Origin of the sequence: Streptomyces sp. CBMA156 (assembly GCF_014596515.1) — a bacterium.
Lineage (GTDB): Bacteria > Actinomycetota > Actinomycetes > Streptomycetales > Streptomycetaceae > Kitasatospora.
The window spans coordinates 21,955-28,955 of the sequence record NZ_MSJQ01000140.1 but is presented as its reverse complement, the minus strand read 5'-3'; the positions used below and the strand labels follow the sequence as shown (position 1 = coordinate 28,955).

The 7,001-nt window shown below is 74.7% G+C and carries 6 protein-coding genes; 3 read left to right on the top strand and 3 right to left on the bottom strand.

The window, feature by feature from the left end:
* Positions 1 to 1,314 (bottom strand): heavy metal translocating P-type ATPase (locus BU198_RS11880; RefSeq protein ID WP_188296802.1); only part of this gene is annotated, 1,314 nt, incomplete at its 3' end.
* Positions 1,315 to 1,424: 110 nt separating this feature from the next.
* Between BU198_RS11880 and BU198_RS11875 the strand changes: the two genes are divergently transcribed.
* Complete coding sequence (locus BU198_RS11875; protein ID WP_188296801.1) at positions 1,425 to 1,820, top strand: ArsR/SmtB family transcription factor; 396 nt, start codon at positions 1,425 to 1,427, stop codon at positions 1,818 to 1,820.
* A gap of 106 nt (positions 1,821 to 1,926) precedes the next feature.
* Here BU198_RS11875 and BU198_RS11870 read toward each other — a convergent pair whose 3' ends face one another.
* Entirely contained in the window at positions 1,927 to 2,109 is a 183-nt protein-coding gene (locus BU198_RS11870) for a hypothetical protein (protein WP_188296800.1), read from the bottom strand.
* 227 nt (positions 2,110 to 2,336) lie between these two features.
* Complete coding sequence (locus tag BU198_RS11865) at positions 2,337 to 3,785, bottom strand: carboxylesterase/lipase family protein (protein ID WP_188296799.1); 1,449 nt, start codon at positions 3,783 to 3,785, stop codon at positions 2,337 to 2,339.
* Positions 3,786 to 4,086: 301 nt separating this feature from the next.
* Here BU198_RS11865 and BU198_RS11860 point away from each other — a divergent pair, with 301 nt between their 5' ends.
* Both BU198_RS11860 and BU198_RS11855 read left to right on the top strand, forming a co-directional pair.
* Positions 4,087 to 5,262: a 4-hydroxybenzoate 3-monooxygenase gene (locus BU198_RS11860; RefSeq protein WP_188296798.1), complete on the top strand. Its 1,176-nt coding sequence runs from the start codon at positions 4,087 to 4,089 to the stop codon at positions 5,260 to 5,262.
* A gap of 288 nt (positions 5,263 to 5,550) precedes the next feature.
* Positions 5,551 to 6,948 carry an NAD(P)/FAD-dependent oxidoreductase gene (locus BU198_RS11855; RefSeq protein WP_188296797.1) on the top strand — a complete coding sequence of 466 codons (1,398 nt, stop codon included), beginning with the start codon at positions 5,551 to 5,553 and terminating at the stop codon, positions 6,946 to 6,948.
* Positions 6,949 to 7,001: the final 53 nt, after the last annotated feature.

Genomic DNA, 7,001 nt, shown 5'->3' with positions numbered 1-7,001 from the left:
GACGGCGGGCCCCCTGGTCAGCCGGGCGGGTGCGCCGACCGCGACCGCCCTGCCGCCGACGGTGGCGGTGACGCCGACGCCGGGGGTGGAGATGAAGTCCCCGGCCACGGCGATCGTCAGGCCGCGGCCGCGGGCGGCGTCGACGACGGCGCGGGCGAGCGGGTGCTCGCTGGGGTGCTCGGCGGCGGCCGCCAGGGCCAGCAGTTCGTCCTCGGTGAGGCCGGACCGGGTGAGCGGCAGCAGGTCGGTGAGACGGGGGGTGCCCTCGGTGAGGGTGCCGGTCTTGTCCAGCGCGACGGCGTCGACCTGGCCCAGCCGCTCCATCACGACGGCGGACTTGACCAGGACGCCGTGCCGTCCGGCGTTGGCGATGGCGGAGAGCAGCGGCGGCATGGTGGCCAGCACCACCGCGCACGGCGAGGCGACGATCATGAAGGTCATCGCCCGCAGCAGCGAGCCGGTGAAGGCCGCGCCGAAGGCCAGCGGGACGGCGAAGACCGCGAGGGTGGCGGCCACCATGCCGATCGAGTAGCGCTGTTCGACCTTCTCGATGAACAGCTGGGTGGGCGCCTTGGTCTCGGAGGCCTCCTCGACCAGCTTCACGATCCGGGCGATCACCGTGTCCGAGGCGTCCCGCTCGACCCGCAGCCGCAGTGCGCCGGTGCCGTTGAGGGTGCCGGCGAACACCTCGTCGCCGGGCTGCTTGGCGACGGGCAGCGGCTCGCCGGTGATGGTGGCCTGGTCGACGTCGCTCGCGCCGTCGAGCACCCGCCCGTCGGCGCCGATCCGTTCGCCGGGCCGCACCAGCACGGTGTCGCCGACGGCCAGTCGCCCGGTCGGCACGGTCTCCTCGCCGCCGTCGGGCAGCAGCCGGGTGGCGGTGGCCGGGGCGAGGTCGAGCAGCCCGCGCACCGAGTCGGCCGTACGGGCGGTGGCCAGTGCCTCCAGGGCGCCCGAGGTGGCGAAGATGACGATCAGCAGGGCGCCGTCCATCACCTGCCCGACGGCGGCGGCGCCGAGCGCGGCCACGATCATCAGCAGGTCGACGTCGAGGGTCTTCTCGCGCAGCGCCCGGAGCCCGGCCCAGGCGGGTTCCCAGCCGCCGGTGGCGTACGCGAGGGCGTACAGCGGGCCCCAGGCCCAGGCGGGCGCGCCGGTCAGCTGGAGCGGCAGCGCGACCAGGAACAGCACGGTCGCGGCGGCGGCCCAGCGGGCCTCGGGCAGCGCGAGCACCCGGGTGCGCCGCCGGGGCGCGGCGTCCGGTCGCGGCGCGGCCGGGGGCGCGGGGCGCTCGGTCAGGGTGGTGAAGGACATGGCGGGCGGGACCCTTTCGGGGCGGGCCTGGGCAGGGCGGGGCCGATGGGCCACTCACGATACATGAACATATGAACGTTCCTTCATTCATCAGTTGTACTATGGCCCGTATGGGTCATGGAGCCACCCCCGCCACCGCCGTCCCGCACACGCGCCTGGACGCCACCAGCGCTGCCCGGGTGGCCACCACCCTGCAAGCCCTGGCCACCCCCTCCCGCCTGCTGATCCTCTCCCGGCTGCGCGAGGGCCCCTGCGCCGCCACCGAACTCGCCACCGAGGTCGGGCTGGAGCAGTCCGCCTGCTCCCACCAGCTACGCCTGCTGCGCAACCTCGGCCTGGTCGTCGGCCGGCGCAACGGCCGCCAGGTCGTCTACGCGCTCTACGACAACCACGTCGCCGCACTGCTCGACCAGGCCGTCTACCACATCGAGCACCTCCGCCTGGGCCTCAGCGACGCCCTCGACGGACAGGACGCGGACGAACCGGCCGCCGCCCCGGCCCGCTGACCTCCGCGCTCATCGGATCGTCCCCGCCGACCGAGGTGCCCGCCGGGATGCCCGTCGGCCGGCCACGCTGGGCGTCCACGCCTGACGCCCCCGCCGACGGCCCTGTTCAGCGGGCGAAGGCCACCACCACCTCGCAGAACTCGATCTGCAGCTCGTCCGCCAGGAGCTCCGGGAAGCGCGCCAGCAGGCCGGTCAGGTGGTCGCTGCCGAAGTGCGCCTGGCGGGGCCAGTGGCGGCGTGCACCTCCTCGACCAACCGCGATGCCACCGGACCCACACGTCAGTGGCACCCACCACCCGGTCGGCCACCTCGTCGACGCCCGCAGCGAGGAAGTGCCGCAGCGCACCGGCCCGGAACCGCACCGCACCCCGGGCCACCGGCGTCCAGCGTGTCCGGCGGAGGCAGACCAGGTGCGCACCTTAGCCGGGCAGACGCGAGGCGAGGATCAGGCCGCCCGAAGGCCGGAGCAGGACTCAGGCGGCGTGCCAAGGCCCCGCCGGCACTGCGCGGGCCTCCTCAGGTGAGCCAGATCTCCCGGACGGTGCGCAGCGGGTCGTGTTCCACCCGGGGTTCGGTGTGCCAGCGCATGGTGGCGCGGCCGTCGCCGTACGGGGGCCAGGCGGCGCCCGGGTCGAGGTCGCGGACGAAGGCGACCCAGGCGGTGTGGACGGCGTCGGCCAGTGCCCGCGGCGGGTGGGTGCCGAGGGCGGCGGTGACGCCCTCGGCGTCCAGCAGGTCGAAGGCGAACGGGAGGTCGATGCAGTGGAACGCCTGCCCGGTGCGGCCGGGCGCGGTGCCGGACCAGTCGAACTGGTAGAGCCAGGTGGGGCGTCGGCGCTCGCTGCGGGCCTCGGCGATGGCCAGGGCGGGGGCACGGAACAGCCAGTCGGTGATCGCGTCGCCGCCGGCAGCGCCGGGCCGCTCGGCGAGGAAGCGCGCGGACCGGCTGTCGTCCAGGCCCAACCCGGCCAGCAGGCCGAGCAGTTCGTCCGCCTCGGTCGGCGCCGGGGTGCCCTCGGCGGCCGGGGCGGCGAACTCGTGCGCGGTGAAGCCGAGCAGCAGCGGGACGTCGGCGTCGGCGAGCGCCTCCGGCACCGGCAGCGTCACCAGCTCGCCGTCGGCGAAGGGCGCGACGGGCAGCGCCGGCAGTCCGTCGGGGTCCGGCCCGCCGGTGTCGAGGGTGTCCTGGAGGGCCAGCAGCTCGGTGTCGGTGGTGCCCCGCAGGGCGGCCGCCGTGGCGGGCACGCCGGTGCGGGCGGCGAAGGCCCGGCTGACGGCCTCGGCGGCGACCCGGTCCTGCGGGCGCATCACCGCGCCGGAGGCCGAGATCGCCGCACGGAACAGCCCCCGGGCGGCCGGTGTCGCGAGCAGCGTCTGGACGGCGCCGCCGCCGGCCGACTGTCCGGCGATGGTGACCTTCGCCGGGTCGCCGCCGAAGGAGGCCACGTTGTCCCGTACCCATTCCAGGGCGGCGATCCAGTCCCGCACGCCCCGGTTGTCGGGGGCGTCCGGCAGGTGCAGGAAGCCCTCGACGCCCAGCCGGTAGCCGATCGAGACCACGACCACGCCGTCCCGGTTGAAGGCGGCGCCGTCGTACCAGGGGCTCGCCGAGCAGCCGGCCACGTAGCCGCCGCCGTGGATCCAGACCAGTACCGGCAGGCCGGCAGCTGGGTCGGGGTCAGGGGTGAAGACGTTGAGGTTGAGGGTGCCCGCGCCCGCGATGGTCGGCTCGGGGATGGTGGTGACCTCGCCGAACGGGCGGCGCTGCGCCGTCGGCCCGTAGGCCGTCGCGTCCAGTACCTCGGTCCACGGCCGGGGCGGCACGGGTGCGGCGAACCGCAGCTCGCCGACCGGCGGCCGGGCGTACGGGATGCCCAGGAAGCGGGTGCTGCCGTCGGCCCTGCGCTCGCCGCGCACCGGGCCCCGGCGGGTGGGGACGACCGGCTGCGGGCTCGGGGTGGTCATGCGGGTCCTCCTGTACGGGCACGGGCGCGGTGCCTCGTGGTCGATGTGGTGCCGGAGCCGGTTCGGCTCCTGGGGCGGCCGTCCGGACACCGTAGGTCCGATCGGGGATGACGGACGAGACGGAGATCCGGCGGGACCACCGCGAGCGCCCCGACGGGGGCGAGGCCGCACGTCCGTACGCCGTCCGCCGACGCGGCCTCCGCCACGACCCGGAACGTCCGCGCGGACCTCGCGGTCGCCGAACGCCCCGGCCACACTGATCCACTGGCCACTGACACTCACCACCGGAAGGCACACCCCCATGCGCACCAGCGTCGGCATCATCGGCGCCGGCCCGGCCGGACTCCTGCTCTCCCACCTGCTCCACACCCAGGGCATCGACAACGTCGTCCTGGAACTGCGCGACCGCTCCCACGTCGAGCGTCGTCAGCGCGCCGGCATCCTCGAACAGGCCACCGTCGACGTGCTGCGCTCCTCCGGCGCCGGCGAGCGGATGGACCGCCAGGGCCTGCCGCACCACGGCATCGAACTGCGCTTCGACCGCCGCTCGCACCGGATCGACTTCCCCTCGCTCACGGACGGCCGGTCCGTGATGGTCTACGCCCAGACGGAGGTGGTCAAGGACCTCATCGCGCTGCGCGAGGCGGCCGGCGGCACCGTGCTGTTCGAGGCCGAAGCCCTGTCGGTGGACGGCATCGACACCGCCGCACCGAGCATCCGCTACCGGCGCGAGGGCGCCGAACACACTCTCGACTGCGAGCTCGTGGTCGCCTGCGACGGCTTCCACGGCATCGGCCGCCGGTCGATGCCCGAGGGCCTGCCGACCGTCAGCGAGCGGACGTACCCGTTCTCCTGGCTCGGCATCCTGGCCGACGTCCCGCCCTCCTGCGACGAACTGGTCTACGCCCACCACGAGCGCGGCTTCGCCCTCCACAGCATGCGCTCCCCGCAGGTCAGCCGGCTCTACCTCCAGGTCGACCCGGACGACACGGTGGAGAACTGGCCCGACGAACGGATCTGGGACGAGCTGGACACCCGCTTCGCGGTGGACGCCGACTGGCGCCTCGCCCGCGGCCCGATCACCGGGAAGAGCATCACCCCGATGCGCAGCTTCGTCGCCGAACCCATGCGCCACGGGCGGCTGTTCCTGGCCGGCGACGCCGCCCACATAGTCCCGCCCACCGGCGCGAAGGGCCTCAACCTCGCGGTCGCCGACGTCACCCTGCTCGCCCGGGCCATCGGCCGCTGGGCCCTCGACCGGGACGAGTCGCTGCTCGACGCCTACTCGGAGACGGCGCTGCGCCGGGTCTGGCGGGCCGAGCACTTCTCGTACACCATGACCACCCTGCTCCACCCGGCGCCGGGCGAGAGCGAGTTCGACCGCAAGCTCCGGCTCTCCCACCTGCGCTACCTGGTCACCTCGCGAGCCGGCTCCGCCTCGCTGGCGGAGAACTACACCGGGCTGCCGGTGGTCTGACGCGAGCACCCCGGAGGGGGCGGCGGCCGTCGAAGCAGCCACCCCTTCGGGCCTTCCGCCGGGCGGGACGGCCGAGGCCGCCGGGCGGCTGTTCCACACCCCGGCGCACCGCGACCGGCCGGGCGCCGGGGCGATCGCGGCCCAGATCCCGGACCCCGGACCAGCCCCCCCGAGCAGGCACCTTATGTCAACGCCATTGACGTTGAACCGAACGCGAAGGTCTGATGGCGGCATACGGAGGCCCAGCCCCTCCGCGCACCGAAGCCATGCACCGAAGGAGCCACCGCCATGGCCGACCCCGTCCGCGCCCTCCAGGACGCCCAGCCCGTACCGTTCTGGCTCGACGACCCCGGCCGGCCCGCGCCCGCCTCCGCCCTGGTCGGGGACGTGCGCTGCGACCTGCTCGTGGTGGGCGGCGGCTACAGCGGACTGTGGACCGCGCTCATCGCCAAGGAGCGCGACCCCTCGCTCGACGTCGTCCTCATCGAGGCACGGGAGACCGGTTGGGCCGCCTCCGGCCGCAACGGCGGCTTCTGCGAGGCCAGCCTCACCCACGGCCTCGCCAACGGCCACCAGCGCTGGCCCGACGAACTCGACACCCTGGAACGGCTCGGCGCCGCCAACCTCCAGGCCATGGAGGACACCGTCCAGCGCCACGGCATCGACTGCGACTGGGAGCGCACCGGCTCCCTCGTCGTCGCCACCGAGCCCCACCAGGTCGACGAGCTGCACGAGTTCGCCGAACTCGCCGCCCGCTACGGCGGCCGGCTCGACGTCCTCGACCGCGAGGCCGCCCGCGCCGAGATCGACTCCCCCACCTTCCTCGGCGCCCTCTGGGACCGCGAGGGCGTCGCCATGCTCAACCCCGCCCGCCTCGCCTGGGGCCTCAGGCGGGCCTGCCTCGACCAGGGCGTGCGGATCTTCGAGCACACCCGGGCCACCGGCCTGGACGGCTCCCCACGCGGAATCACCGTCCGCACCCCGTACGGCCGCGTCGGCGCCCGCCGCGTCGCGCTCGCCACCAACGCCTTCCCCTCGCTGCTGCGCCGCCACCGCCCGTACACCGTGCCGGTCTACGACTACGCGCTGATGACCGAGCCGCTCACCGAGGCGCAGCTCGCCTCGGTCGGCTGGCGCAACCGCCAGGGCTTCGCCGACAGCGCGAACCACTTCCACTACGTCCGGCTCTCCGCCGACAACCGCATCCTGTTCGGCGGCTACGACGTGGTCCACCAGTTCCGCGGCCGGGTCCGGGCCGAACGCGACCAACGGCCGGAGACCTTCGCCACCCTCGCCCGGCACTTCTTCCGAGCCTTCCCCCAGCTGGAGGGCGTCCGGTTCAGCCACGCCTGGGGCGGTGCGATCGACACCTGCACCCGGTTCAGCGCCTTCTTCGACCTCTCCCACGACGGCCGGGTCGCCTACGCCGCCGGCTACACGGGGCTGGGCGTCGGGGCCACCCGCTTCGGCGCCGAGGTGATGCTCGACCTGCTCGGCGGGGAGCGCACCGAGCGCACCGCCCTGGACCTGGTCCGCCGCAAGCCGCTGCCCTTCCCGCCGGAGCCCGCCCGCACGATCGGCATCGGCATCACCCAGTGGGCCCTCACCCGCGCCGACGCCAACGCGGGCCACCGCAACATCTGGCTGCGCACCCTGGACCGCTTCGGCCTCGGTTTCGACAGCTGACGACCGGTCGCCAGGACCGGTCAGGACCGGTCCTGACCGCGGTTCCGGGCCGG

Coding starts and splice junctions, on each gene's coding strand:
- BU198_RS11855 (WP_188296797.1), top strand. CDS start 5,551: ATGGCCGACCCCGTCCGCGCCCTCCAGGACGCCCAGCCCGTACCGTTC.
- BU198_RS11875 (WP_188296801.1), top strand. CDS start 1,425: ATGGGTCATGGAGCCACCCCCGCCACCGCCGTCCCGCACACGCGCCTG.
- BU198_RS11865 (WP_188296799.1), bottom strand. CDS start 3,785: ATGACCACCCCGAGCCCGCAGCCGGTCGTCCCCACCCGCCGGGGCCCG.
- BU198_RS11860 (WP_188296798.1), top strand. CDS start 4,087: ATGCGCACCAGCGTCGGCATCATCGGCGCCGGCCCGGCCGGACTCCTG.